Raw genomic sequence first — 23,399 nt, forward strand, 5'->3', positions numbered from 1 at the left:
CGCGGAGCCGGTTGAACCATGAGTTTGCTCGACCTGTTCAGCCTGGCCGCGCCCATATTGCTCAAGGGCACGGGCTATACGCTCATCTTCGCGTTCTCGGCGATGTTCGGCGGGCTGCTGCTGGGCTTCGCCCTGGCCGTGGCGCGCATCGTGCCCCATCGCCTGAGCCAGTGGCCGGCCGCGGTCTACGTCAGCATGATGCGCGGCACGCCGCTGCTGGTGCAGGTGTTCATCGTGTACTACGGCCTGCCCGGCATCGGCATCTCGTTCGACCCGCTGACCGCGGGCGTGCTGGCGCTGAGCCTGAACGCCGGGGCCTATATTTCCGAGAGCCTGCGCGGGGCCATACTGGGCATAGGCCGCGGCCAGTGGTCGGCCGGCTATAGCCTGGGCCTTACCTATGGACAGAACCTCTATTACGTGGTGCTGCCGCAGGCGCTGCGCCTGGCGGTGCCCTCGATGAGCAACACGCTCATCAGCCTGATCAAGGACACTTCGCTGGTGTCGGTCATCACCGTGACCGAGCTGCTGCTGGCCACCAAGGACGTCATCGCCACCACCTTTCGGCCGCTGCCCCTGTACCTGGCGGCCGCCGGCATCTACTGGGTGCTGAGCCTGTGCCTGGAGCGCGTGCAGCTGCGGCTGGAAAAATATTTCGGGCGCGGCGAGGCCGTCTGATACGGGTTTGCCGCCGAAAAGACCCGTGCCTTGCGCTATGCAAAGGCCTGGTGCTGCCTTGCCGAACGGCTTCCGCCAGCCCCCGCTACGGGCGAGGTTTCCAGCGCGGGCTTGCCGTCCCGTTGGCAAGCCGCCTGCAGGCTCAGAGGTCGAACTCGGGCTCGACCGCATCGTCCACGCGTATCGTGGCGGGCGCGCCGTCCATGACCGCGTTCACGCCGAACAGCACCCCGTCGTCGAAGCTGCGGTAGCGCAGCAGGGTCAGGCCGGGCTCGTCGGCCGACACGGCCGTGTTCTGGTCGATGTTGGGAATGGGGCAGCGCGCGCAGCGCTTGACGAAGGCAAAGTGGTGGCCGCCGATGCCGACCCCGGCCAGATAGTCTTCCTCATTGGGCTCCAGCCCCGCGATGACGATGCTGGGGCGGAAGCGGTTCATGGGCACGGCGGCCACGCCGCGCTCGGCGAGCCTGCGGTTGAGCTCGTCCAGCGAGGCCTGGCCGATGAACAGGAAGGGGTAGCCGTCGGCGAAGGCGAACTGGTGCTCGGCCGGAAAATCGGGCGCCCAGTCGCGGTGCTTGTCTATCCATGGGCCCACGTATTCCGGGTTGGCCGCGCGCCGCGCCTGCGAGTGCACGCGCAGCAGGCGGCAGGCCTGCCCCAGGTGGCGGCTGAGCCATTGCGCCACCGCGTCGCCCTCGTCGGCGCCCAGCGTGTCGGAGTTCCAGATGCGCACCGCCACGGCCTCGCGTGCCGCGCCGCCGTGCCGCAGCGGTACGCGGATGCCGGGCAGGCCGGGCGCCGACAAGTGCAGGAATTCTTCGTCCAGCGCCGGCTGGATCAGCGCCATCGGGGCGCAGCTGCGCTGCGTCATGAAGATGCCGCGCGCATCGACGATTACCCAGTTGCGGTCGTAGGGCAGTCCCGCAGGCGAAACCAGGGCCTGGGTGTGCGCGATGCCGGCGCAGGATTTGACGGGGTAGCTGTACAGGCTGTGAACGGTGACGGGCATGGTGCTGGGCGGTGTGGGTAGTGAGGCGCGGGCGAGCGGCGCCGCGCCTTGTGCATCATACTGTCTTCGGGCCGCGCCCGGCGGAAGGGCTGCCGGATCAGGGCGCTGACACCGATCGGGCGCAAGGGTTGCCAGTTTTCATGGCGTTCGTTCGATTTGGCGCTTGCCCGGCTTCGACGGGCGCAAGCACCGCGGTCTGAAATGCACCGCTGCGCCATTGCCATCTGCGCTGTGACGAAAATGCCGCAAGATTCCGCGGTACGGGCCATTTGCGGCCCGTACGCCGTCGCAATCCGGGATCGGGGGCGGTTTGCTCTTTATAATTTATTTCCCGGCCTTTCCCGGCGCGGCGGCCGCCCTGCGGCGCCACGTTCCCACCCCGGACGGCCCGGCATTCCATTCCCCCCCTTTTCGTACAAGGAAGCCAAAATGAAATTCAGCCAGACGGACGCAAACGCGCTCATGGAAATCACCTCGCGTCCGGAGCTCATGTTCGTCCGCGGCAGCGGCTCTTGGCTGGAAGACAACAACGGCAAGCGATACCTGGACTTCATCCAGGGCTGGGCGGTGAACTGCCTGGGCCATTGCCCCGCGCCCGTGGTCAAGGCCGTCAACGAGCAGGCCGCGAAGCTGATCAACCCTTCGCCGGCGTTCTACAACCAGCCGTCCATCGAGCTGGCCACGCGCTTGGCCGGGGCCTCGTGCTTCGACCGCATCTTCTTCGCCAACAGCGGCGCCGAGGCCAACGAGGGCGCCATCAAGCTGGCGCGCAAGTGGGGCCAGATCAATCGCAAGGGTGCCTACAAGATCATCACCTTCGACCACAGCTTCCATGGCCGCACGCTGGCTACCATGTCGGCATCCGGCAAGCCGGGCTGGGACAAGATCTTCGCACCGCAGGTCGACGGCTTTCCCAAGGCCGACCTGAACGACCTCGATTCAGTGCGCGCCCTGATCGATGACCAGACCGTGGCCGTAATGCTCGAGCCCGTGCAGGGCGAGGGCGGGGTGATCCCCGCCACCGCCGAGTTCCTGCGCGAGCTGCGCCGCCTTACCCAAGAGCGCGGCCTGCTGCTCATCGTCGACGAGGTGCAGACCGGCATGGGGCGTACCGGCAAGCTGTTCGCCTATGAACACGCCGGCATCGAGCCCGACATCATGACCCTGGGCAAGGGCATCGGCGCGGGCGTGCCGCTGGCCGCGCTGTGCGCGCGCGAGGCCGTCAGCTGCTTCAAGCATGGCGACCAGGGCGGCACCTACAACGGCAACCCGCTGATGACGGCCGTGGGCGTGGCGGTGTTCGACACACTGACGGCACCGGGCTTCATGGAGTCCGTCAATGCCCGTGCCGACCAGCTGTCGCGCGGCCTGAACGAGCTGTCGGCCAAGTGGGGCATGAAGGGCGAGCGCGGCCAGGGCCTGCTGCGCGCCCTGATCATGGATCGCGACGACGGCACCGCCATTGTCGACGCCGCGCGCGAGGCATTGCCGGAAGGCATGCTGCTGAATTCGCCGCGCCCCAACCTGCTGCGCTTCATGCCGGCGCTGAACGTGTCGGCCGACGAGGTGGCGCAGATGCTGCAGCGCCTGGACGCGGTGATCAAGCAGCTGCGCGGCTGAACAGGCCCTAGTTGCGGCGAAGGCCGGCTCCGGCCGGCCTTCGGGTTGGGCCGGCAAATCATCGGGCCTGGGCTGCCGCTGGAACAGCTGCGTAGTCAGGCCGCGGCGGCGGGGGCTTCGTTTAGCGCGGCGCGCTCGATCAGGGCGCTTATGCGTTCGGGGTCGCCTATTTCCAGCATGCTGAGCAGGGCGTAGCGGGCCAGAATATCCATGGCCTGCTCTTGCCCCGCGGCGCTCAGGGTCTTGCACAACTGGGTGTAGACGCGATCCAGATCCAGATCATTCATGAGGGTGCTCCTGGTTTTCTGATATGAGGCCGTGCGCGTGGCCAGCGGCAAGGCTCGCCGCCGCGCCGCGCATGCGCTGCCGATTCATGCCGTGCCGTTCAGGCAGGCGCCTATGGCCTGCTCTACCACTGCTGCCGCGGGCGAACGCCAGCGCCCCAGCACGTGACCGTCGGGCCGCACGACATAGACGGTGCCGGGCGTGGCGTCGTACAGGTCGAAGGCCTTGCCGGACGCGTCCAGCGCCTGCGGCGCGGCCTCTGCGCCGCTGTGCTGCGCGGCTTCGCGAGCCACGCTGGCCAGCCGTACCGGTATGCCGCGCTGCTGCAGGTTTTGTGCCGCCGTGGCGATGCCGCCGGCCGGCGTACTGCCCGCGCTGAAATGCAGGATCAGGAATTCCCCGGCACGCAGCAGGTCGAGCAGATGGCCGGCGCCGTAGCTGCCGCTCGCGTCCGCCAGCGATACCGGCACATTGGGCAGCGGCACGCCGGCAGCCGGCCCGCCTATGAAGGCCGAGTCTTCGCTGGCGCCGGCGTTCAGGCTGGACTTGCGGTAAGCGATGGCGCTGGTCTGGCGCGGATTGATCAGCGAGCGCACGCCCGGAGTGTCCAGCGCCAGGTTCAGCACCGCCTCGCGCATCAGCTTGAAGGCGAAGCTGGGCGGGGCCATGAATTCAGTGCTCTTCATGCCGCTGGCGAGGTTCTCGTGGGCGGCGTAGACCCGTTCTTCGGAGTAGGAATCGAGCAGGGTGTCGCGTGCCAGGCCCTTGACCACGCAGGCCAGTTTCCAGCTGAGGTTGTCGGCGTCGTCGATGGCCGAATTGGCGCCGCGCACGCCGAAGATGGGCACCAGGTGCGCCGCGTCGCCCATGAACAGCACGCGCCCGTGGCGATAGCGTTCCAGGCTTAGCGCATTGGCCTTGTAGATGGTGATCCAGAGTGGTTCCCAGGAGCCCTTCAGGCCGATCATTTCCAGGTGCGCGCGTACCCGCGGCAGCACGTTTTCGGGTTTGACGGCTTCGTCGGGGTCTTCGTCGTCGCGCAGCTGGTAGTCGATGCGCCAGACATTGTCGGGCTGCTTGTGCATCAGGATGGTGGAGCCGGGATTCGAGGGTGGGTCGAACCACGCCAGGCGTTCGGTGGGCAGTTCGCAGTCGAGCAGGATGTCGGCCACGATGTAGCGGCCTTCGTAGGCTGTGCCCTGCAGCTGCAGGCCCAGGGCCTCGCGCATGAAGCTGCGCCCGCCGTCGCTGGCAATGGCCCAGTCGGCCTGCAGCGTATAGCTGTGGCCGGGCTCGGCCACGTCCAGCTGCACGCCGCCGGCTTCGTTGCGCAGGCCGGTGACCTTGGCGCCCCAGCGGATGTCGATCAGGTCGGCGTGGCGTTCGGCGGCCTGCACCAGGAACTCTTCCAGATAGTATTGCTGGATGTTGATCATGGGCGGCAGCTTCTGGCTGGCGTCGTGCGGCATCGAGAAGTGCAGCACCTCGGTGTCGCCGTAATACGAGCGGCCGCCCGTCCAGCCCAGCCCTTTTTCCAGCATGGGCTGCTCGGCGCCCAGGCGCTCGAAGATTTCCAGGCTGCGGCGCGAAATGCAGATGGCGCGGCTGCCGTAGCACACGCTAGTGTCGGCCTCCAGCACCACCGAGGGTACGCCCTGGCGCGCCAGGGCCAGCGCCGCCGTGATGCCGCACACGCCGCCGCCGACGATGGCCACCGGGTGCCGCTGTTGTGCCGGGGGCACCGGATTCGTGGGCTGCCGCTCGACGAAGTCGAAGGGATAGGGTTTGAATTCGGTCGCCATTGCTTGTCTCCGCTGGCCGTGTATGGGTATGGATAGGGTGCCTGCCGGAACGATGTTAAAAACCATATTCTCGTTCGATGAGAATGAAGAATAATATTGAAGAAGAATTGTGTCAATATTATTTTTTAATGAGATAATTGTCGTGTTTTGATGGGCTCGGCCCGCGCGGGCGTGCCCTGCTACAGGGCTTGTTCGTTCACCCTAACGAGGATGGCAGTTGCGGCCACCCCCGAGGATGAAAGAGGCTTCTTTCACATTAAGGCTGCATAGGCAAGCAAATGCACATCAGGTGCAGATCCGGCCCCCGGGGCGGGCCTGCGCGGCAAATGCCGGCAAGCGGCGCTGCGCTTCGCTGTACGGCGGGCGCCGGGCGGCGCAATGGCCTGGCCAATGGCCTGGGCCTGCATCGGCACCATGGAGGACATATCTAGTGATTCCTGTTTCCGTGACTTTTGTTGTCCCGCCGGCGCATGGCTGCTAACGAGCGCTCGGTCATCAGCCGCGTGTCGGCCATACTGAACCTGTTCGGCGAGCACAAACCGCTGATCGGCATCGAAGAAATCGCCCAGGCGCTGGAAATAAGCCCGGCCTCGGCCTACCGCTACGCGGCCGACCTGGTGCAGGCCGGCCTGCTGTCGCGCCTGTCGGGCCGCTATCGGCTCGGGCTCAAGATCATCGAGCTGGAATACCTGATCAGCACCTGCGACCCCATCATCGCGGCGGCCCATCAGCCCATGGAGGCGCTGGCCCGCGCCAGCGGCGCCAATGTGCTCTTGTGCAATATGTACGACAGCACGCTGGTGAACGTGGCGCACGTCACGGCGGGCCAGCGGCCGGTGCACGTGCGCTACACCAAGGGCCTGCCCATGCCGCTGTTCCGCGGCTCGCAGGCGCGCGTGGTGCTGGCCTATATGGAACGGCGCCGCCTGCGCCGCCTGTACGACGCCGCGCAGCACGACCCGCAGACCGCCGCCGATGCCCACGCCCTGGGCGCCGGCTGGCGCGATTTCACGCGCGCGCTGCGCGCCATCCGCAAGCAGGGCTATTACATTTCACGCGGCGAGCTGGACGCCGGCATCACCGGCATCGCCGCGCCGGTGTTCGGCGTGCAAGAGGAAATCCTCGGCAGCCTGGTGCTGGTCACCGACGCCGCCGCGCCGCCGCCGCTGCTGCCCGAGGCCGCCCTGGTAGAGCAAGTGATGCAGAGCGCGCATCAGTTGTCGCAACGTATCGGCGAGCTGGCCGATGCCTGACGGTATCCGGTGGCCGGTGCCGCCGGGCGAGCCGGGCCGAGGGCCGGCGTACGCCGTGCTGTTCGGTGCGCGGCGCCCCTTATAGCGTGAAGTTTTAATCGATTATCTGGTCGAGCCCGCGTACCTGCGCCTGCAGCTCGTGCCGCAGCGTGTCGAGCTTATCCGCATTCGTCTTGGCCGAAAGCGTAGCGCGGTTCTTGCGTCCCAGGAAGTAGGCGATGCGCTCGACGTTGGCGCCGGACGGATGCGGCAGTCCATGCAGCACCCTGTCCGGCGCGATCACGCCCTGTTGCGCCAGCCACCGAATGCCGGCGCTGACCCCCGGGCCCAGTGGCACGAATACCGCCGCCGGGCCCAGGGCTCGGGCCGTGGCGGCGAAATGCGCTTCGATCTGCCGCTGCAGGAACGGCGTACGCAGCATGTTTGGGGTGCCGTTGTAGTTGCGGCCGTCGATGAAGACCGGGTGGTGCAGGATCGATCCGGTATGCACGAGATGCGATGCGGCGCCGAACAGGGCAGCGCAGCTTGCCAGGCCCAGCCAGTGCTGCAGTCCTATGTGATCGAGCAAGGCGATCAGGTTCGGCCTGAGCGTACCGCTGAACGCGCCGGCGCGCTTGACTGCCGCAAGATCCACATGCTCTGGCGCGGCCGCCGCCAATTGGCGTTGGGCTTCGCGCATCGCGTTCTTCCATTGTGTAAAGCCGGGCGTGATGCCGACCAGCACCAGTCTGGCGCGGGGGTTCACATGGTCGAAGGGGATGTAGTGGCTGCTGAGCCTGCCGTCCCGGCCCAGGTCGAAGCGCCGCGGAATCTCGGCGGGCTTGCCGATGCGGCCGAGATCCAGTTCCCGTATGGCGGGAGCGTAATGTTCGAAGCGCTGAGGGTCGTCCTGCATAGTTTGCGTTGCAATGGCAATAGGTGAATGGCTGGCCTGGCGCCCCGCGCATTCGGTCGTTTACATCCCCCGCCGCCGGGCTGCTGCGGCTCGTTGGCGATGATACTGCTGCTGCGGCCCGGCCCCGCGGCGTTGCGGCTTTCTTCAGCCCGACGCCGCCAGTTCGCGCGCGATTTCCAGGAAGCGCGCCGTGGTCGGGGTGGTGTCGTCGCGGCGCCAGGCCATGCCGGTTTCCAGCAGCGGCACCGCGCCACCCAAGTCCAGGTAGCTGACGCCGGCGCGCGCCAGGTTGCGCAGCGACGCCGGCACCAGCGCGATGCCCATGCCGGCCGAGACCAGGCTGATGATGGTCTGCATCTGTATGGCTTCCTGGACGATGCGCGCCTGCCCGCCGTGCGCCGCGTAGTAGCCGGTGACCAGATCGTGGAAGGCGGGGGCGCTGCGGCGCGGAAACAATATCAGCGGCTCGCCCGCCACGGCCTCGGGCGCGAGCCGTTCCGACGCGCCGGGCAGCCTGCCCTCGGCGATCCAGCTGTCGGGCACCGCCGCCACCAGCGGCTCGGTCACCAGCGGCAGGTAGGACAGCGCCCCCGGAAACGCGGCTTCCGAGGGCGGGATCACCAGCCCCACGCCTTGCGCGCCTTCGATCAGGGCATCGATCTGCACGTCGCTGGTGGCCTCGGTGAGCGCGATTTCCACCTCGGGGAAAAGCGCGGCGTAGCGGCGCACCAGCGCCGGCAGGATGCTGTAGTCGGCGGTGCTGACGAAGGAAATTTCCAGGCGGCCGGCGGTGCCGTCGCGCAGGCGCTGCGCGATATCGGGCAGGGCGTTCACGCCGTCGAGCGCAGCCTGCACGTGTTGCAGCCACTGCGTGCCGAAGGGCGTAAGCGCCACGCTGCGCTTGGTACGCCGGAACAACGCCGCGCCCAGCTCGCGTTCCAGGGCCATGATGGACTGGCTGAGCGGCGGCTGGGTAATGCCCAGCGCCTCGGCGGCGCGGCCGAAGTGCAGTGTCTGCGCCACCGCCACGAAGTGGCGTAATTGCCGGGCATCCATAAATATATTTTAAGACTTAATAGCCGCTTAATAATATATTTTACTTCCTAAAGAAAGTCCATTACTCTGGGCGCCATTCGATTCGACCCTACTCGCTACCCGGAGATTCCAGATGCCGCAATACCGTTCCAGAACCACGACCCATGGCCGCAACATGGCCGGCGCGCGCGCCTTGTGGCGCGCCACGGGCATGACGGACGGCGACTTCGACAAGCCCATTATTGCGGTGGTGAATTCCTTCACCCAGTTCGTGCCCGGCCACGTCCACCTGAAGGACATGGGCCAGTTGGTGGCGCGCCAGATCGAGGCCGCCGGCGGCGTGGCCAAGGAATTCAACACCATTGCGGTCGATGACGGCATCGCCATGGGCCACGGCGGTATGCTGTATTCGCTGCCTTCGCGCGAGCTGATCGCCGACTCGGTGGAATACATGGTCAATGCGCACTGCGCCGACGCCATGGTGTGCATCTCGAACTGCGACAAGATCACCCCGGGGATGCTGATGGCGGCGATGCGCCTGAATATCCCGGCGGTATTCGTTTCCGGCGGCCCCATGGAGGCCGGCAAGGTGCAGGCGCCGGGCCAGCTCGAGGTCAAGCTGGACTTGATCGACGCCATGATCCAGGCGGCCGACCCCAATGTGTCCGATGCCGAAGCCGCCGAGACCGAGCGCAGTGCCTGTCCGACCTGTGGTTCCTGCTCGGGCATGTTCACCGCCAATTCCATGAACTGCCTGACCGAGGCCCTGGGCCTGTCGCTGCCGGGCAACGGTACTGTGCTGGCCACGCACGCGCGGCGCCGCCAGCTGTTCGAGCGCGCCGGCAGCCTTATCGTCGAGCTGGCCAAGCGCTATTACGAGCAGGACGACGCTTCCGTGCTGCCGCGCAATATCGCGACCTTCCAGGCTTTTGAAAACGCCATGTCGCTGGACGTGTCCATGGGCGGCTCGACCAACACCGTGCTGCACCTGCTGGCCGCGGCCCAGGAAGCCGGCGTGGAGTTCACCATGGCCGACATCGATCGCGTTTCGCGCCGGGTGCCCTGCCTGTGCAAGGTGGCGCCTTCCACCAACAAGTATCACATCGAAGACGTGCACCGCGCCGGCGGCATCCTGGCCATTCTGGGCGAGCTGTCGCGTGCCGGGCTGCTGCATGAAGATGCCGGCAATGTGCACAGCGGCACACTGGGCCGCGCGATACGCGACTGGGACGTCAATAGCGGCCACGCCAGCGACGAGGTGCAGAAGTTCTATCGCACCGCGCCGGGCGGCGTGCGCACCCAGGTGGCCTTCAGCCAGGATCGCTATTTCGCGCAGCTGGATCTGGATCGCGAACAGGGCTGCATCCGCTCCAAAGAGCACGCCTACTCGCAGGACGGCGGCCTGGCGGTGCTGTACGGCAACCTGGCCGAGAAAGGCTGCATCGTCAAGACCGCCGGGGTGGACGAAAGCATACTTACGTTCACTGGCACGGCGCGCGTCTACGAAAGCCAGGAAGCCTCGGTCGCGGGCATTCTGGGCGGCCTGGTCAGGGAAGGCGATGTGGTGGTGATCCGCTACGAGGGCCCCAAGGGCGGCCCGGGCATGCAGGAAATGCTCTACCCCACGTCCTATCTGAAATCCATGGGCCTGGGCAAGGCCTCCGCCTTGTTCACCGACGGCCGCTTCTCCGGCGGCTCGTCGGGCCTGGTGATCGGCCACGCCTCGCCCGAGGCGGCCGAGGGCGGCACCATCGGTTTGGTGCGCGACGGCGACCGCATCGAGATCGACATCCCCAAGCGCCAGATCAACCTGGCGGTCAGCGACGAGGAACTGGCGCAGCGCCGCGCCGAGATGGAAGCGCGCGGCGACCGCGCCTGGCAGCCCGAAGACCGCGATCGCGTGGTGTCGCAGGCCTTGAAGGCCTACGCGGCCCTGGCCACCTCGGCCGACCGCGGCGCAGTGCGGGATATCTCGCAGCTCAAGGCTTCCGGCCGCCGGTAGTGTGATCCGCCCCATGCTCTGAGCCTGGCCCCGATGTCTTGAGTGCGGCCCGGCTCAGGGGGCATGCGGGGACAATCGTGACAAGGCTTGTGGTACTTGCGCACGCTCGGGAAAGCGCGCGCTAAGCCGCGAAGGGCTTGGTGTTTCCGCCCAGCAAGCGTGTCAATTGGTCTGCGGCCTCCCGTACGACCGGGATATGTTGCGCGCCGTAGCGCTGCGCCGGCATGGTCAATGTAACGGCACCCCTGAGTTTTTTCTCGGCATCGAACACGGGCGCCGAAATGCCTGCAAGCTCGGGAGATCGGTCGCTGATCGCTGCAGCGCTGTAACCCGCCTTGCGCACCTCGTCGTAGGGCGCCCCTGGTTCACCCTCGAACGCCAACAGGACGTGCCCACCGGTGCCGCGATCCAACGGCAACAGATCGCCGGCTCGACTCTGATCAATGAGTGGCATTGGCGAATTGACACGATAGAGCACCAGGCGATGGTCTCCCTGGCGAACGTGGAAGGATGCACTTTCCAGGGTGCGCGCCGCCAGAGCCTGCAGCACCGGTAGTACCGCGTCCTGTAGATTGAACGATGCGACATACACGCGGTACAGCTGGGCCGCCGCAGAGCCCAGGGCATATGTGCCGTCGCCGCGCTTCTGCACGAAACCGAAATGCGCCAATGACGCAAGCAGCCGTAGCACGGTGCTTGGAACCAATTGTGCACGCTCGGCGAGCTCGCTGAGTGTGAGCCCCGAATCTGCGTCGCGAAATGCCGTGAGCAGTGTGAGTGCCCTGTCTACGGCCGTCACGCCCCCTTGTGCAATTTGGGCGGCGTCAGGGGGGCGTACGGGATAACGAGGCATAAAAATTGCGCCACCGGCTCTTGACAGCCCAAGATCGGGTGGACTATTCTGATTTCTATTAGAAGAAAGTTAATTTTATTAGATAGAAATAAAAAATGCAAGCAAGAGATGTGCTGATCAGCGAGGTGGGCCCGCGCGACGGGTTGCAGAACATCGCCACCATTATGCCCACACCGGCAAAAACACAATGGATTCGTGCCCTGGCCGCGTCGGGTTTACAAGAGATCGAAATTGGCTCGTTCGTGCATCCCAAGCTATTGCCGCAAATGGCGGATGCAGAAGAAGTTGCGCGCCAGGCGCTGCAGATTCCCGAGCTGGACGTGCTGGCGCTGGTGCCCAACCTCAAAGGCGCCGAACGAGCGCTGGCTGTCGGGGTGCGAAAAATTTCGATCCCGGTTTCGGCCTCGCAAAGCCACAACATGGCTAATGTGCGCATGAGCTGCGAACAGTCCATTGCCGCCATAGCCGATATATGTGCCTATCGAGACGAGCAGGCAAAAAACGGCGTTCGCGCCACCGTCGAGGTGGGCATCGCTTCCGCTTTCGGCTGCTCACGCGAAGGCATTGTCCCCGAAGACTGGGTCATGGAGATGGCGGAAAGGCTGGCTCGCGCCGGCGCGGACTCAATCGGCCTATCCGATTCGGTCGGCGCCGCAAACCCGGTGCAAGTACGGCGCATGTTCGGGCGCCTGCGTCATTTGTTGGGCAACAGGGCGGGTGGCGCCCATCTGCACAACACTCGTGGCCAGGGCCTGGCGAATGCCGTGGCGGCTATCGAGGCGGGCGTAACCACGCTGGACTCATCTCAGGCCGGCCTCGGTGGCTGTCCTTATGCCCCGGGAGCCACAGGCAACATCGTGACCGAAGACCTTGTGTACCTATTGGAATCCATGGGGCTGGATACCGGCATTGATTTGGGCGCCTTGATGCAGGCGCGTGCGCTTCTGGCGCAGGCCTTGTCCGGCGAAAACTTATATGGCCATCTTGCGGACGCCGGCGTGAACCGGGGTTTTCGCTACGCCAACCCGGGCCGTACACGGCAGTGTCCGCCTCCGGGCGCCCACCAAGACAGCTGTCAATCGCTCGCGGAAACCTGCGGCCTTGCCTCAGACAAGGATCGGGCATGACCGAGAACATGCGAATGCTGCCTTTGCATGGCCTGCGCATCGTAGAGATGACGCACATGGTAATGGGGCCCGTCGCAGGGCTGATCCTGGCGGATCTGGGTGCCGACGTGATCAAGATCGAACCGCCTGGCAAGCCCGGGCAAGTAGGCGACCACACACGCTATCTGAAAAATACAGGCGCAGGCTTCTTTGCCGCTTGCAACCGTAACAAGCAAAGCGTCATTCTCGATCTGGACACCGAGCAGGGGCTGGAAGCCCTGAAGGCACTGTTACTGGAGGCCGACGTATTCATCGAAAACTTCAGGCCAGATGCATTGGCTGCCAGGGGCCTGGATTACAGCACCTTGTCCCAAACCAACCCCGGCTTGATCTATTGCTCGTTGAAGGGCTTTCTGGACGGCCCATATGAAAGGCGCACCGCGCTGGACGAGGTCGTCCAGATGATGAGCGGCCTGGCCTATATGACCGGCCCCGTCGGGCGGCCCCTGCGCGCCGGCGCGCCGGTCAATGACATGATGGGCGGAATGTTTGGAGCGATTGCTGTGATGGCCGCTATACGTGAGCGCGACTCCACGGGAGGCGGCCAGCATGTAAAGAGCGGGCTTTTCGAGAACGCGGCCTGGCTGGTGTCGACTCACATGCTGCAGAACGCCATTTCCGGAGATGAGCCTCCTCCGATGTCGGCAGGGCGTCGCGCCTGGGGTATTTACGACGTATTCGACACCTCGGACGGCCGCCAGATTTTCATTGGCGTAGTCACGAACCGTCAGTGGGCGCTGTTTACGCGGGCTCTGGCCGAGCCTGCACTACTGGATCCGCAATGGTCGACCAATAACGCCCGCGCCCAGGATCGCGGCGCGTTGATCCCTCTGGTGGGCACGCTGCTTGCCCGGCGTAGCCTTGCCGAGCTTCAGACTCTGTGCGAACAAGCAGGGCTGCCGTTCGCGCCTATTGCGCGCCCCTGGGATCTCTTCGACGACCCTCATCTGAATGCGAATGGCAGCTTGCTGCCAACCACGCTGCCTGATGGCAGGATCGCCAAGGTGCCGGGGTTGCCCATTCAACTCGATGGACGCCGCCTGGGCGTGCGCTGCGATGTTCCACAGCCGGGGGAACATACCGAAGCAGTATTGAGAACTTTGCCCGGCTATGTCAAAACGGTTCATGGGGAGCAAGGATGAAGGACATAAATGGTGTTCCGGTGCGTGACACCCTCGAGGAATTGATCGAGCCCGGCCGCACTGCATTGATAGTCATAGATGTTCAAAATGATTTCTGTCATGCAGATGGCCATTTTGCAAAGCACGGCAAGAACGTGTCGACGATCTCGGCGATGGTGCCCACCCTCGTGTCGTTCGTGAGTGCGGCGCAAGACATGGGAATATTTACTGTCTTTATTCAACAGCAGACCTTGATGCACGGACGCAGCGATTCGCCTGCATGGCTGCGTTTGAAGTGCCGGGACGGGAAATCGCCGGAATACGCGTTGAAGGACAGTTGGGGCGCCCAATTCGTGGAAGGCCTGCGGCTTCGCGACGGTGATGTGATCGTACCCAAGTTTCGCCCGGATGCATTTGTGCGCACACCCTTGGATGGCATATTGCGCGCCCAGGGCATCGAGTCGCTGGTCATCGTGGGTACGACCACCGAAGGGTGCGTCGAATCGACCGTACGAGGCGCGTCCTATCACGACTACTACGTCATTCCGGTTGTCGATTTGATCGCCGGCCCGAATCCTGACTTGCACGTCAATTCCATCGCTTTCATGCGTGCCCGTTATCCGGCCGCCGAATCGAAAGATGTGCTGCAAACCTGGCGCCACGCGTGCGCCGTCGCCTGACTCCGGAGCAATCGAAATGCTGAAGAAAACTTTGTGCGGTGCCGCCCTGCTGCTGACCGCCTTGGCACTGTCCCCTTTGTCCCATGCGGCCGATTACCCGGTAAAACCAGTCAAGATCCTGGTCGGATTTGCCCCGGGCGGCCCTACGGATTTGATTGCTCGCTTGATCGCCAAGAGTCTGAGCGAAGATCTGGGCCAGCCATTCATCGTCGAAAACAAGGCGGGTGCCGGCGGGGACATCGCCACCCAGGACGCCGCAGCGGCATCGCCTGATGGTTATACCGGCTTGGTGGCCGGCATCAATCTGACCATCAATCCCTGGATGAACGAAAGCCTTCATGTCGACAGCCGCAAAGATCTGCTGCCGGTACGAATTGTTGCCGTTGCGCCCACTGTTTTGGTAGTGCGTAATAGCTTCCCTGCCAAGACGTTTGCTGAATTCTTGCAAGAAGTACGCAAGAATCCAGGCAAGTACAACTCGGCAGCTCCCGGAGCCTCACCTTTGCTCGCTACCGAGCTTTTTTCGCGGCAAACAGGCACAAATATCATTCCGATTCCATACAAGGGTGCGGCACCTGCCATGACTGATTTGATGGCGGGCCACGTAGACCTTTCGTTCGCCACGCTGGGTTCGGTATTGCCGCTTATTAAAAGCGGTAAGGTTAAAGCGCTGGCAGTAGCTTCCCCGTCGCGGGATCCACAGCTGCCCAACGTCCCGACGTTCGCAGAACAGGGTATGAAAGATTTTAAGTTCGACGCGTGGGATGGGCTGGTGATGCCGGCCGGTACACCCCAGCCCATTATCAACAAGCTGGCCAAGTCTCTGGCCAAGATGGCGAAGTCGCCCGAATTCAAGAAGGCAACTTTGCAAATAGGGATGGCGCCCGTTCTGGAAAGTTCGCCGCAGGCCTTTGCCAAGACCATCGACACCGAATTGAAGCTGTACAAGGTGCTGGCTGTGTCCGTACGCAAGAAGATTGCACGCTAATAGAGGCGTCGGTGTTGTACGTCTTTCGGTACGTACAACACCTTTGATTCGAGTAAATATGTTGAACATGGAGCATCTGTGAACACATCCAGGGACGATAAGGGCTACCCTTTGGGCTTGCGCACGGCCCACGGGCGGAACGCGCGGCTGCGCAGCCTGATCGCAGCATCGGAACTTCTAGTCGCCCCGGGAGCATACGACTGCGTAGGCGCACGCTTGATAGAGCAGAGCGGCTTTGGTGCGCTGTACTTGACGGGATCCGGCATGTCGATGTCGGCATTGGGAGCCCCCGACGTGGGGTTGATGTCTTTTTCCGAAATTCTGGACAGGGCCGCCCGCGTTGCCGACACCGTCTCGATACCCGTGATCGTTGACGCGGACACCGGCTATGGGGGGCCGTTGAATCTGATCCGTACGGTGCGTGAGTTCGAGCGCGCAGGGATATCCGGCATTCAGATCGAAGATCAGTCCTGGCCCAAGAAATGCGGCCACGAAAGTGGCCGCAACCTTGTGTCATCGGCGGAAATGGAAGGTCGCATCAAGGCTGCAGTCGATGCGCGCGTAGACCCTGATTTGGTGTTGATTGCGCGCACTGACGCACGTAGCACCGATGGTATCGAGGCCGCTCTGGAGCGCGCGGCGCGTTATGTGCAGGCCGGTGCGGACGTCATCTTTGTTGAAAGTCCGGAGACCGAAGAAGAGTTAGCGATCGTTGCTCGTTCTGTGAATGTGCCGGTGTTGGCCAACATGGTTGAAGGAGGACGAACTCCGATCCTGCCGGCAGGTCAACTGGCCAAATTGGGCTTTTCTATGGCTATATATCCCAATGCACTGACGCGCTGCTTCGCCTACGCCGGGCTGGAAATGCTGCGTGAGCTGGCGGGGTCGGGCACAACTGCCGCCATGGTGCCCCGCATGCTGTCTCATCGAGAACTCTGGACGCTGTTCGAGTATGAAAAATGGACTGCAACAGAGCAGCGGCTGCTGCATCGTTAGATGAGCATGGCGGTAGAAAGCCGTAAAGAAGAAAGCCCTATTTCGCTCAAGATCCCATGTTCGCAATGGCGCGGCGGTCACTGTGCTGCCTCGGCCCTCAGGCAGCAAGAAAAATGGCCTGCGCGGGCGGGATCGACAGCGCCACCTGGTCGCCCGTGCGCAAGTCGGGAGCGCCGCGGATGTGCTTGATGTCCACCAGCAGCGCCAGCTGATTGGCCTCGATGTTGTAGCGCGTGGCTCCGCCGAGGAATTCCGCCGAGCGCACGGTGCCGGCGATGGTCTGTTCGGACGGCGCGGGGGCGACGCTTATGCCTTGCGGGCGGATGACCAGGTGGCCGCGGCCCTCGCCGGCGTCGTCGGCCAGCGGCAGGCGCAATGTGCCCGTGTCGGAGGCGAAGACGATGCCTGCCGCCGTGCGCTGGGTATGGCCGGCGATGATGTTGGCGGTGCCCAGGAAGCGGGCGACGAATTCATTGACCGGGTTGTCGTAGACGTCGGCCGGGCGGCCCACTTGCTGTACTACGCCGGCGGACAAGACGGCGATACGGTCGCAGATGGTGTTGGCTTCTTCCTGGTCATGCGTGACGAAAATGGTGGTGATGCCCAGCCGGCGCTGCAGTTGCAGCAGCTCCTGGCGCATCTGCACGCGCAGGCCTGCGTCGAGATTGGACAGCGGTTCGTCCAGCAGCAGCACGCGCGGCTCGACGGCGATGGTGCGCGCCAGCGCGATGCGCTGCTGCTGGCCGCCCGACAGCTGCGACGGATAGCGCAAGGCGTAGTCCGCCATGCCGACGAGTTCCAGCGCGGCATGCACGCGCGCCTTGATCTCGGGCCGCGCGACGCGCCGCTCTTCGAGGCCGTAGGCCACGTTGCGGGCCACGTTGAGATGCGGCCACAACGCGTAGCTTTGGAACACCATGCCCACGTCGCGCTGCCAGGGCATGCGGCCCGCGATGTCGGCCCCGTCGATGAGTATCCGCCCGCGCGGCGTCGGGCCGAAGCCGGCGATCGCACGCAGCAGCGTGGTCTTGCCCGAGCCCGAAGGGCCCAGGAAGGCGAAGAATTCGCCGGGTTCGATGGAAAGATCGATGCCTTTGAGCACCGTGGTTTCGCCGAACGACAACGTCAGTTGCTCGATGTCGATGCGCACCGGGGCGACTCGCGGGGCCGCGGCGGCCGTGCCCGCGGCGCAGGCAGTGTCCTTGTCGATGGAGGCCGTGGATGTGGCAGTGTTCATATCCGAAGTTTTCCGTGCTGGATTCAGGCCATTTTGCGCCGCGCGCCGGCAACGAGCTGGTGCGACAGGAAGGTTGCGATGCCGACGATGACGACGGCGATGATGCCCAGCGCCGCGCCCGCGCCGCGCCCGGACACGGCCTGCATGAACAGATAGATGCCGTAGGAAATCGGCGCGTCGGCTTCTTTCGAGACCAGCATCAGGGTGGCGGAGAGTTCGACCGCCGCCGTGGCGAAGCTGGTGACGAAGGCCGCAACCAGGCCGCCCGACATCAGTGGCGCGACGATGCGCCATATGGTCTTGACGCTGGTGGCGCCTAGGTTCTGCGAGGCCTCTTCCAGCGAGGCTGGAACCTGCTGCAGCCCGGCCACGCAGGCGCGCAGCGCGTAGGGCAGGCGCCGCACTGAAAGGGCGATGACGATGACGCCCCACCACGAGGCCATGGACTGGTCGGAAAACGGCATCTGCACGTTATTGAAGGCGCGCAGGTAGCCGATGCCGATCACCACGCCGGGAATGGCCAGGGCGGCCATGGCCAGGTAGTCGAGCCATTTGCGCCCGGGCACGCCGGTGCGCTGCCCGATATAGGCGATGGCCGTGCCGATCAGGACGTCGATCAGGCCCGCCAGGCCCGCATACAGCACGGTGTTGGTGATGAAGCCGAAGGCCGTGGTGAAGGCCTGGTGGTAATGGGCCAGGGTGTAGCCGTTGGGCAGCACGCTGAACGACCAGATGGTGCCGAAGGACAGCAGCAGCAGCCCGATATGCGGGGCCAGCACGATGGCCAGGATGAGCAGCACCACGATATAGCAGGCGGCCGATTCGGCCGGGCGCAGGTCGCGCTTGGACAGGCCGCCGCCGCCGCGCTGCACGGTGGCGTAGTCTTTGCCGCGCATGCCCAGGAACGACACCCACATGGCGAACACCGAGAAGGCCACGAGCATGCAGGAAATGACGTAGCCCATGGGATCGGAGATGCCGATGGATGTGATGCGCAGGTACGCTTGCGGCGGCAGCAGCTTGCTGACGTCCAGCAGCAGCGGTGTGCCCAGATCGTCGAACACCTTGACGAACACCAGCGAGGCGCCGGCGACGAAGCCCGGCATGGACAGCGGCAGCACGATCCTGCGAAACAGCCTCAGGCCGCTCGAGCCCAGGGTCTGCGCGGCCTCTTCCATGGATCTGTCGATGTTCGCCAGGCTGGCCGACAAATTGATGAGCAGGAACGGGAAATAATGAATGCTGTCGACCAGAATGACGCCGTTCAGCCCGTGCATGAAGGGGATGGTGAAACCGAAGTGGTCGCGCAGCAGCAGGTTGACGCTGCCATTGGGCCCCAGCAGCAGCTGCATGGCGATGGCGCCGATGAAGGGCGGCATCAGCAGCGGAATGAAAGACAGCGTCTGGATGACGACGGAGCCCGAGAAATTGAAGCGGCTGGTGAAGTAGGCCAGCGGCAGGGCGAACACCGAGGCCAGCACCACCGAGGCGCAGGCCACGTAAAGAGAGTTGAAGAACGATTCGCGGAACAGGCTGTTGGCGAAGAAGTCGTGGAAATTCACCAGTGTCAGCGCACCGGTGTTGGCGTCCTGGAAAGCGACGAATATCACCTTCAATACCGGAAAGGCCAGGAATACGATCAGGAACAGGGCAATCACGCCGTATACGGCGTAGGGCCTGAGGGAAGGAAGCCTGCTTGATAAGTGCGCGGTCGCACTGGCCATCGCTACATCACTCCGGAGTTGGGCCGCGCACGGCGCGGGGCTGCTCAAGGCCGCAAGGCTGGTTCAGGCGCGCGGCGGCCAGGGCGGGACGAGCATCCGAACCTCGCGTGCATAAAGCATGCGTATCGGGCCGCCGGGTCAATCGCGCCGCGCCGGCCTTGCGGGGCCTGGCGTCTGGTTTGCGTAGCCGGTGAACCAGGCAAACCAGACGCTATGGCAAGTGCCGGTACGCGGCCGCGGTCACGCCATCGATTTGGCCTGCTTGGCCAGGTCTTCCGCCTTGCGGTAGTTCGCCACGGCGTGGTTGTCCCAGTCTTTTTCGAACTCGGCCTGGCGCCCGGTGACCTTGTCGGTGGCCTTCTTGCGCTTGCCCGTGAAGGCGGCGCTGAAGTCTTTCTCGCTGGCCTTTTGCTCGGTGATCGGCACGCCATACACCAGCGCCTTGGCTTCGTCGAGCAGCTTCTTGGCCTCGGGCTTGGACGAGCTCTTGAGCGCCGCTTCGGCCTCGTCGATGGCCTTGACGGCCGCGCGCAGCTCGCTGAAGCGGTAGGTGATCATTACGTCGTACAGGGAATTGACGACGTTGTAGCGCGACTGGGACAAGTCTGAATTGAAGTGGACGCTGGCTTTGATCTGGCCTTCGAAGGGGTTGGGGATGCCCGCGGGCGCGTTCTTGTAGGCCTCTTTGTTGACCGGCAGGCGCATGACTTTGGGATTGAAGAGCAGCGCCTGGCCCTGCGGCGACAGCACGAAATTGACGAATTCGTGCGCGGCCTGCTTGTGCGGCGCGTTGGCGACCACGCCTATGGTGGCCGGCACCAGCGTGGTGGCGGGCGGGTAGTGGAACTCGACCGGGAAGCCCGCGGCCTTGGAGGTGAAGCCGAAGTAGTCGATGACGATGCCGATGCCGAATTCACCGCTGTCCACGCCTTCAGGCACGCCGAAGCTGCGGTTGGTGATGCGCTTGGCATTGCTTGCCATTTTCTTGATGGTTGCCCAGCCCTTGTCCCAGCCCTGGGCCTGCAGGATGGTCTCGATTTCGAGGTGGGTGGTGCCCGAGCGCGACGGCGCCGAGATGCCCAAGTGCCCGTAATAGATGGGCTTGGTCAGGTCTTCCCAGGTTTGCGGCACCGGCAGCTTGTAGGACTGCAGGTAGCGCGTGTTCCACATATAGCCGTAGCCCGACAGCGCGAAGCCGAAGAAATAGCCGTCGGGATCGTCGATCTGGTAGCCGCTGATTTCGGACGCGGTGCCCTTGGTGTCGGGCGCGTACTTCTCGAGCAGGTGATTGGCCTTCAGGACTTCAAAGGCGTCGGGTGAAGAAACCCAGAACAGGTCGGTCTTGTTGTTGCCCGCCGTTTCCTGCAGGTACTTGACCCCGGAAGCGGTGCCCTTGTTGATGATGTTGAGCTTGATGTCGGGGTGCGCTTTGGTGAAAGCGTTCTTGAACACCACGGTCTGATCGGGCGCGAACGACGTGACGATCACGAGTTCAGTGTCGGCCGCCGCCGCGGCCGAGGCCGCGAAGAACGTGCCCGCCGCCGCGGTGAATGCGAAGGCGCTGGCCCATATCTTGCGATTAGGCTTCATTGATGACTCCTCCTGATTGTTCTCGGGATGCCTTTATATATAAGACATTTCGGTTATGAGCATATCACCCGAGCGGGAGGTGTCAAGGCCGGGCCGATCATTCGGCGCCCGGCCCGTCAGGCTTGCGATCCGGCGCAGCCTAGCGCCCGTTGGCCTTGCGCCAGGCGGCGAAGTCTTCCGGCGTCTGCGGATCGGTGGCGGGATACAGGCCGAGGATCGAGCGGCCTTCCTTGACCTTTTCGGTGACGAAGTCTTCGAATGCCGTCATTTCCACGGCTTCGGCGGCGATCTCGGCGGCCAGGTGCGCGGGGATCACCACCACGCCTTCGGCATCGCCGAAGATGACGTCGCCGGGAAACACCGGCGCATCGCCGCAGCCGATGGGCACGTTGATGTCTATGGCCTGGTGCAGCGTAAGATTGGTGGGCGAGGACGGGCGGTGGTGGTAGGCGGGTATGCCCAGCTCGCCGATCTCGGGCGAGTCGCGAAAGCCGCCGTCGGTGACCACGCCGGCCACGCCGCGCTGCTGCAGGCGGGTGACGAGTATGCTGCCGGCCGAGGCGGCGCGGGCGTCTTTGCGGCTGTCCATGACCAGCACGTATCCCGGCGGGCATTCTTCGACGGCCTTGCGCTGCGGGTGGCCGCGGTCGCGGAAGACTTCCAGCCCGTTCAGGTCTTCGCGCGCGGGCATGTAGCGCAGCGTGTAGGCCGGGCCGATGATGCGTTCGTCCTTGGGCCGGTTGTGGCCCACGGGGTAGACGCTTTGTATCATCTGGTGGCGCAGGCCGCGCTTGTACAAGGCGGTGGTGACGGTGGCCACGCTGACTTGGCGCAATTGGTCGATAATGGTCTGGTCGAGTGCTGCCATGGAGTATCTCCTGGGAAAATATCCGGTTTGCCGGCGATGATGCCGGCATCCGTTTGTGCGAAATCGAATTGGCAGACCTTCGGGTCGCCGCGGCAGCGAACCAGCGCGCCGCGCAGAAATTGGGCCCGAAACGTATTCCGGTCTTGCCTGCGAGCATACTAATATATTAGTATATTAACAAGAAATATATAATTCGCATATAGATAAATCTACTGATTGGTTTTGACTATGGCATACGCTGCTGAGCTCGATCGGTACCGGCAGGCGGCGCCCCAGCTCTACGAGCTGCTGCGCGACAAGATTGTTTCCATGCAGTACCTGCCTGGGGCGTCTTTGTCGCGGGTACAGATGTCGGCCGAATTCCGCGTCAGCCAGACCCCGGTGCGCGAGGCCCTGCTGCGGCTGGCCGAAGACCGGCTGGTCGATGTGTTTCCGCAGGCCGCCACCAAAGTCAGCCTGATCGACGTGAGCCATGCCGAGGAAACCCATTTCCTGCGCCGCGCCATCGAGCTGGAAATCGTGCGCGATCTTGCACTGCACCCCGATACCGCGCTGCTGGGCCGGCTGCGAACCCTGCTGCGGCGCCAGGCCGAGCTGCGCGACAGCCAGAATTACGGCGAATTCACCGAGACCGACCAGCAATTCCATTGCCTGATGTACGAGGCCACCGGCAAGCTGGCGCTGTGGAAACTGGTGCGCAGCCGCAGCGGCCACATCGACAGGCTGCGCAATCTGCATCTGCCGGCCGGCGACAAGATCGCCCGCATCGTCGGCGATCACAGCCAGATACTGGAAGCCATGGAACGCGGCGATGCCGAGGCCGCCCAGCAGCATCTGCGCACGCATCTGTCGGGCACGCTGGAATCCGTGAGCCGGATCCGTGCCGATCACCCGCAGTATTTCGCTGCGCAATGACCTGCTGGCAGCAATGAGCCGCTAGCCCGCGCCGCGCAGGCGCCGGGCCTTGGCGGTGTGCTTCTCGAGCACCGCGAGCAGGTCTTCGAGGTCGCCCGTTTCGGCCAGGAATTCACGCGCCAGCTTGCCCAGCAGTTCGTCGAGTACAGCGTGCTCGTCGGGCGACAGCACTGACAGCATGACGGCTTCCATGGCGTGTCCGAGGTCGTCGCTGGCCACCCGCACCTGCTTGCCGCGCGCGGTGGGCCAGAGCTGGTGGTGGCGTGCGTCGTCGGGGTGAATGGAGCGGCGCACCAGCTTCAGGCCGACCAGTTCAGCAAGGTCTTTGGACAGCAGCGTCTTCTCGACCAGCGTCAGCTCGCGCAGGCCGGTGGCGGTGACGCCGGGATTGTCGCAGATGGCCCGCAGCAGCCGCAGCGAGCGCACGTCCAGCCCCAGCTCGTGCCGATAGACCTGATTGGCCTGGCGCAGCATTGCCGATTTGACGAGATCGAGCTTGAAGGTGAGATAGCTGGCGTACCCGGAATTCTGGCGCCCGGCGTCGGTGGTTTTTTTTGCCATGGCCCTGTAGGGTGTGTGTGCAGCCTGCATTCTAGCCCAGGCCGTCGGCGCGGGCTGTCGCAATGCGCCCGCATGCCTTGGCAGGCAAGAAGCTGTTTCGGAGTCTCGGCAGGCTAGGGAA

General features: G+C 64.2%; 21 protein-coding genes. 10 read left to right on the plus strand and 11 right to left on the minus strand.

Annotation, left to right across the window (positions count from 1 at the left end):
- The first annotated feature begins 18 nt into the window (after positions 1 to 18).
- Entirely contained in the window at positions 19 to 678 is a 660-nt protein-coding gene (locus CEY11_RS05100; RefSeq protein WP_088602277.1) for an amino acid ABC transporter permease, read from the plus strand.
- Between the two features lie 142 nt (positions 679 to 820).
- Here CEY11_RS05100 and CEY11_RS05105 read toward each other — a convergent pair whose 3' ends face one another.
- Entirely contained in the window at positions 821 to 1,687 is an 867-nt protein-coding gene (locus CEY11_RS05105) for an MOSC domain-containing protein (RefSeq protein WP_088602278.1), read from the minus strand.
- 429 nt (positions 1,688 to 2,116) lie between these two features.
- Between CEY11_RS05105 and CEY11_RS05110 the strand changes: the two genes are divergently transcribed.
- The gene (locus CEY11_RS05110) at positions 2,117 to 3,307 is read left to right on the plus strand and encodes an acetylornithine transaminase (protein ID WP_088602279.1); all 1,191 of its coding nucleotides are present in this window, start codon (positions 2,117 to 2,119) and stop codon (positions 3,305 to 3,307) included.
- A gap of 95 nt (positions 3,308 to 3,402) precedes the next feature.
- Here the strand turns inward: CEY11_RS05110 and CEY11_RS05115 are convergent, their stop codons facing one another.
- Both CEY11_RS05115 and CEY11_RS05120 read right to left on the minus strand, forming a co-directional pair.
- Positions 3,403 to 3,594 carry a hypothetical protein gene (locus CEY11_RS05115; RefSeq protein WP_088602280.1) on the minus strand — a complete coding sequence of 64 codons (192 nt, stop codon included), beginning with the start codon at positions 3,592 to 3,594 and terminating at the stop codon, positions 3,403 to 3,405.
- 84 nt (positions 3,595 to 3,678) lie between these two features.
- Positions 3,679 to 5,394: an FAD-dependent oxidoreductase gene (locus tag CEY11_RS05120; RefSeq protein WP_088602281.1), complete on the minus strand. Its 1,716-nt coding sequence runs from the start codon at positions 5,392 to 5,394 to the stop codon at positions 3,679 to 3,681.
- Between the two features lie 470 nt (positions 5,395 to 5,864).
- On the opposite strand from CEY11_RS05120, the gene CEY11_RS05125 reads away from it, so the two are divergent.
- Positions 5,865 to 6,647, plus strand: coding sequence for an IclR family transcriptional regulator (locus tag CEY11_RS05125; protein WP_143322682.1), 783 nt, complete (start codon positions 5,865 to 5,867; stop codon positions 6,645 to 6,647).
- Between the two features lie 94 nt (positions 6,648 to 6,741).
- Here the strand turns inward: CEY11_RS05125 and CEY11_RS05130 are convergent, their stop codons facing one another.
- Together CEY11_RS05130 and CEY11_RS05135 are read right to left on the minus strand one after the other, a co-directional pair.
- Positions 6,742 to 7,542, minus strand: a complete 801-nt coding sequence (locus tag CEY11_RS05130; protein ID WP_088602283.1) for a hypothetical protein — start codon at positions 7,540 to 7,542, stop codon at positions 6,742 to 6,744.
- Positions 7,543 to 7,686: 144 nt separating this feature from the next.
- On the minus strand, positions 7,687 to 8,598 hold the full coding sequence (locus tag CEY11_RS05135; RefSeq protein WP_088602284.1) for a LysR family transcriptional regulator: 912 nt from the start codon (positions 8,596 to 8,598) through the stop codon (positions 7,687 to 7,689).
- 112 nt (positions 8,599 to 8,710) lie between these two features.
- On the opposite strand from CEY11_RS05135, the gene ilvD reads away from it, so the two are divergent.
- A complete protein-coding gene (gene ilvD / locus CEY11_RS05140; protein ID WP_088602285.1) occupies positions 8,711 to 10,579 on the plus strand; it encodes a dihydroxy-acid dehydratase in 1,869 nt (622 codons plus the stop codon).
- A gap of 121 nt (positions 10,580 to 10,700) precedes the next feature.
- Here the strand turns inward: ilvD and CEY11_RS05145 are convergent, their stop codons facing one another.
- Positions 10,701 to 11,432, minus strand: a complete 732-nt coding sequence (locus tag CEY11_RS05145) for an IclR family transcriptional regulator (RefSeq protein ID WP_088602286.1) — start codon at positions 11,430 to 11,432, stop codon at positions 10,701 to 10,703.
- A 95-nt stretch (positions 11,433 to 11,527) separates the two neighbouring features.
- On the opposite strand from CEY11_RS05145, the gene CEY11_RS05150 reads away from it, so the two are divergent.
- From CEY11_RS05150 to CEY11_RS05170, 5 genes are all read left to right on the plus strand, one after another.
- Complete coding sequence (locus tag CEY11_RS05150) at positions 11,528 to 12,559, plus strand: hydroxymethylglutaryl-CoA lyase (RefSeq protein WP_088602287.1); 1,032 nt, start codon at positions 11,528 to 11,530, stop codon at positions 12,557 to 12,559.
- On the plus strand, positions 12,556 to 13,740 hold the full coding sequence (locus tag CEY11_RS05155) for a CaiB/BaiF CoA transferase family protein (protein WP_088602288.1): 1,185 nt from the start codon (positions 12,556 to 12,558) through the stop codon (positions 13,738 to 13,740). The genes CEY11_RS05150 and CEY11_RS05155 overlap by 4 nt, the downstream gene beginning before the upstream one ends.
- Positions 13,737 to 14,399 (plus strand): cysteine hydrolase family protein, encoded by a 663-nt coding sequence (locus tag CEY11_RS05160; protein ID WP_088602289.1) that lies wholly within the window; start codon positions 13,737 to 13,739, stop codon positions 14,397 to 14,399. Before CEY11_RS05155 ends, CEY11_RS05160 begins: the two co-directional genes overlap by 4 nt.
- Before the next feature lie 16 nt (positions 14,400 to 14,415).
- Positions 14,416 to 15,387, plus strand: a complete 972-nt coding sequence (locus tag CEY11_RS05165) for a Bug family tripartite tricarboxylate transporter substrate binding protein (protein WP_088602290.1) — start codon at positions 14,416 to 14,418, stop codon at positions 15,385 to 15,387.
- A 78-nt stretch (positions 15,388 to 15,465) separates the two neighbouring features.
- Positions 15,466 to 16,383 carry an isocitrate lyase/PEP mutase family protein gene (locus tag CEY11_RS05170; protein ID WP_088602291.1) on the plus strand — a complete coding sequence of 306 codons (918 nt, stop codon included), beginning with the start codon at positions 15,466 to 15,468 and terminating at the stop codon, positions 16,381 to 16,383.
- A 97-nt stretch (positions 16,384 to 16,480) separates the two neighbouring features.
- Here the strand turns inward: CEY11_RS05170 and CEY11_RS05175 are convergent, their stop codons facing one another.
- From CEY11_RS05175 to CEY11_RS05190, 4 genes are all read right to left on the minus strand, one after another.
- Complete coding sequence (locus CEY11_RS05175; protein WP_088602292.1) at positions 16,481 to 17,620, minus strand: ABC transporter ATP-binding protein; 1,140 nt, start codon at positions 17,618 to 17,620, stop codon at positions 16,481 to 16,483.
- A gap of 23 nt (positions 17,621 to 17,643) precedes the next feature.
- The gene (locus tag CEY11_RS05180; RefSeq protein WP_088602293.1) at positions 17,644 to 19,344 is read right to left on the minus strand and encodes an ABC transporter permease; all 1,701 of its coding nucleotides are present in this window, start codon (positions 19,342 to 19,344) and stop codon (positions 17,644 to 17,646) included.
- Between the two features lie 240 nt (positions 19,345 to 19,584).
- Complete coding sequence (locus tag CEY11_RS05185; protein ID WP_088602294.1) at positions 19,585 to 20,934, minus strand: ABC transporter substrate-binding protein; 1,350 nt, start codon at positions 20,932 to 20,934, stop codon at positions 19,585 to 19,587.
- 139 nt (positions 20,935 to 21,073) lie between these two features.
- The gene (locus tag CEY11_RS05190) at positions 21,074 to 21,802 is read right to left on the minus strand and encodes a ribonuclease activity regulator RraA (protein WP_088602295.1); all 729 of its coding nucleotides are present in this window, start codon (positions 21,800 to 21,802) and stop codon (positions 21,074 to 21,076) included.
- A 228-nt stretch (positions 21,803 to 22,030) separates the two neighbouring features.
- On the opposite strand from CEY11_RS05190, the gene CEY11_RS05195 reads away from it, so the two are divergent.
- Positions 22,031 to 22,717 (plus strand): GntR family transcriptional regulator, encoded by a 687-nt coding sequence (locus CEY11_RS05195; RefSeq protein ID WP_088602296.1) that lies wholly within the window; start codon positions 22,031 to 22,033, stop codon positions 22,715 to 22,717.
- A gap of 21 nt (positions 22,718 to 22,738) precedes the next feature.
- Here CEY11_RS05195 and CEY11_RS05200 read toward each other — a convergent pair whose 3' ends face one another.
- Entirely contained in the window at positions 22,739 to 23,278 is a 540-nt protein-coding gene (locus tag CEY11_RS05200) for a MarR family winged helix-turn-helix transcriptional regulator (protein WP_198958834.1), read from the minus strand.
- Positions 23,279 to 23,399 lie beyond the last annotated feature (121 nt).

Source organism: Candidimonas nitroreducens (assembly GCF_002209565.1).
Lineage (GTDB): Bacteria > Pseudomonadota > Gammaproteobacteria > Burkholderiales > Burkholderiaceae_B > Candidimonas > Candidimonas nitroreducens.

What these genes read in the sequence shown, in the direction of transcription:
- CEY11_RS05100 (WP_088602277.1), top strand. Translation starts at nt 19, where the DNA reads ATGAGTTTGCTCGACCTGTTCAGCCTGGCCGCGCCCATATTGCTCAAG.
- CEY11_RS05105 (WP_088602278.1), bottom strand. Translation starts at nt 1,687, where the DNA reads ATGCCCGTCACCGTTCACAGCCTGTACAGCTACCCCGTCAAATCCTGC.
- CEY11_RS05110 (WP_088602279.1), top strand. Translation starts at nt 2,117, where the DNA reads ATGAAATTCAGCCAGACGGACGCAAACGCGCTCATGGAAATCACCTCG.
- CEY11_RS05115 (WP_088602280.1), bottom strand. Translation starts at nt 3,594, where the DNA reads ATGAATGATCTGGATCTGGATCGCGTCTACACCCAGTTGTGCAAGACC.
- CEY11_RS05120 (WP_088602281.1), bottom strand. Translation starts at nt 5,394, where the DNA reads ATGGCGACCGAATTCAAACCCTATCCCTTCGACTTCGTCGAGCGGCAG.
- CEY11_RS05125 (WP_143322682.1), top strand. Translation starts at nt 5,865, where the DNA reads ATGGCTGCTAACGAGCGCTCGGTCATCAGCCGCGTGTCGGCCATACTG.
- CEY11_RS05130 (WP_088602283.1), bottom strand. Translation starts at nt 7,542, where the DNA reads ATGCAGGACGACCCTCAGCGCTTCGAACATTACGCTCCCGCCATACGG.
- CEY11_RS05135 (WP_088602284.1), bottom strand. Translation starts at nt 8,598, where the DNA reads ATGGATGCCCGGCAATTACGCCACTTCGTGGCGGTGGCGCAGACACTG.
- ilvD (WP_088602285.1), top strand. Translation starts at nt 8,711, where the DNA reads ATGCCGCAATACCGTTCCAGAACCACGACCCATGGCCGCAACATGGCC.
- CEY11_RS05145 (WP_088602286.1), bottom strand. Translation starts at nt 11,432, where the DNA reads ATGCCTCGTTATCCCGTACGCCCCCCTGACGCCGCCCAAATTGCACAA.
- CEY11_RS05150 (WP_088602287.1), top strand. Translation starts at nt 11,528, where the DNA reads ATGCAAGCAAGAGATGTGCTGATCAGCGAGGTGGGCCCGCGCGACGGG.
- CEY11_RS05155 (WP_088602288.1), top strand. Translation starts at nt 12,556, where the DNA reads ATGACCGAGAACATGCGAATGCTGCCTTTGCATGGCCTGCGCATCGTA.
- CEY11_RS05160 (WP_088602289.1), top strand. Translation starts at nt 13,737, where the DNA reads ATGAAGGACATAAATGGTGTTCCGGTGCGTGACACCCTCGAGGAATTG.
- CEY11_RS05165 (WP_088602290.1), top strand. Translation starts at nt 14,416, where the DNA reads ATGCTGAAGAAAACTTTGTGCGGTGCCGCCCTGCTGCTGACCGCCTTG.
- CEY11_RS05175 (WP_088602292.1), bottom strand. Translation starts at nt 17,620, where the DNA reads ATGAACACTGCCACATCCACGGCCTCCATCGACAAGGACACTGCCTGC.
- CEY11_RS05180 (WP_088602293.1), bottom strand. Translation starts at nt 19,344, where the DNA reads ATGGCCAGTGCGACCGCGCACTTATCAAGCAGGCTTCCTTCCCTCAGG.
- CEY11_RS05185 (WP_088602294.1), bottom strand. Translation starts at nt 20,934, where the DNA reads ATGAAGCCTAATCGCAAGATATGGGCCAGCGCCTTCGCATTCACCGCG.
- CEY11_RS05190 (WP_088602295.1), bottom strand. Translation starts at nt 21,802, where the DNA reads ATGGCAGCACTCGACCAGACCATTATCGACCAATTGCGCCAAGTCAGC.
- CEY11_RS05195 (WP_088602296.1), top strand. Translation starts at nt 22,031, where the DNA reads ATGGCATACGCTGCTGAGCTCGATCGGTACCGGCAGGCGGCGCCCCAG.
- CEY11_RS05200 (WP_198958834.1), bottom strand. Translation starts at nt 23,278, where the DNA reads ATGGCAAAAAAAACCACCGACGCCGGGCGCCAGAATTCCGGGTACGCC.